Origin of the sequence: Terrisporobacter petrolearius (assembly GCF_020748185.1) — a bacterium.
GTDB lineage: Bacteria > Bacillota > Clostridia > Peptostreptococcales > Peptostreptococcaceae > Terrisporobacter > Terrisporobacter petrolearius.
This window is the reverse complement of the sequence record NZ_JAHZMO010000109.1, coordinates 1-684: the sequence shown is the minus strand read 5'-3', so window position 1 is coordinate 684 and position 684 is coordinate 1. Positions and strand designations below refer to the sequence as shown.

Genomic DNA, 684 nt, shown 5'->3' with positions numbered 1-684 from the left:
CCTTTCCCTCACGGTACTATACGCTATCGGTCACTAGGTAGTATTTAGGCTTGGAGGATGGTCCCTCCTGCTTCCCACAGGGTTTCACGTGTCCCGTGGTACTCTGGATCATATCTGAAGTCTTCTTGTTTTGACTACGTGGCTTTTACACTTTATAGCGGAGCTTTCCAACTCTCCTCGTCTACAATAGCCTCTTCGTTATGATATGTCCGCAACCCCAGTGAAGAAAACTTCACTGGTTTGGCCTGTTCCGCGTTCGCTCGCCGCTACTTACGGAATCGAATTTCTTTCTCTTCCTCCGGGTACTTAGATGTTTCAGTTCCCCGGGTTCCCCTCGCATAGCTATGTATTCACTATACGATACTTAGACATTACTCTAAGTGAGTTTCCTCATTCGGAAATCTTGGGATCACAGTTTACGTGCAACTCCCCCAAGCTTATCGCAGCTTATCGCGTCCTTCATCGGCTCCTAGTGCCAAGGCATTCGCCCTACACCCTTAATAACTTGACCAGTTATTAAAATGCTTCGCCAATGTTTTTGTCTTCATATCCATTCAGACAAATCCCATTGCTCAAAGTTTGATATTTTTAAAAGTTATCTTCTTTATATGATATATTTTTTAAGAAGTTTATCTTCTTCTTTATATAATGTCATATCACTAAATGTTATGCAGTTTTCAAAGT

The 684-nt window shown here is 42.3% G+C and carries 1 rRNA gene; it reads right to left on the bottom strand.

Annotation, left to right across the window (positions count from 1 at the left end):
- Nucleotides 1–511 (bottom strand): 23S ribosomal RNA (locus tag K0040_RS19855); the annotation flags it as partial.
- Between the last annotated feature and the right edge of the window lie 173 nt (nucleotides 512–684).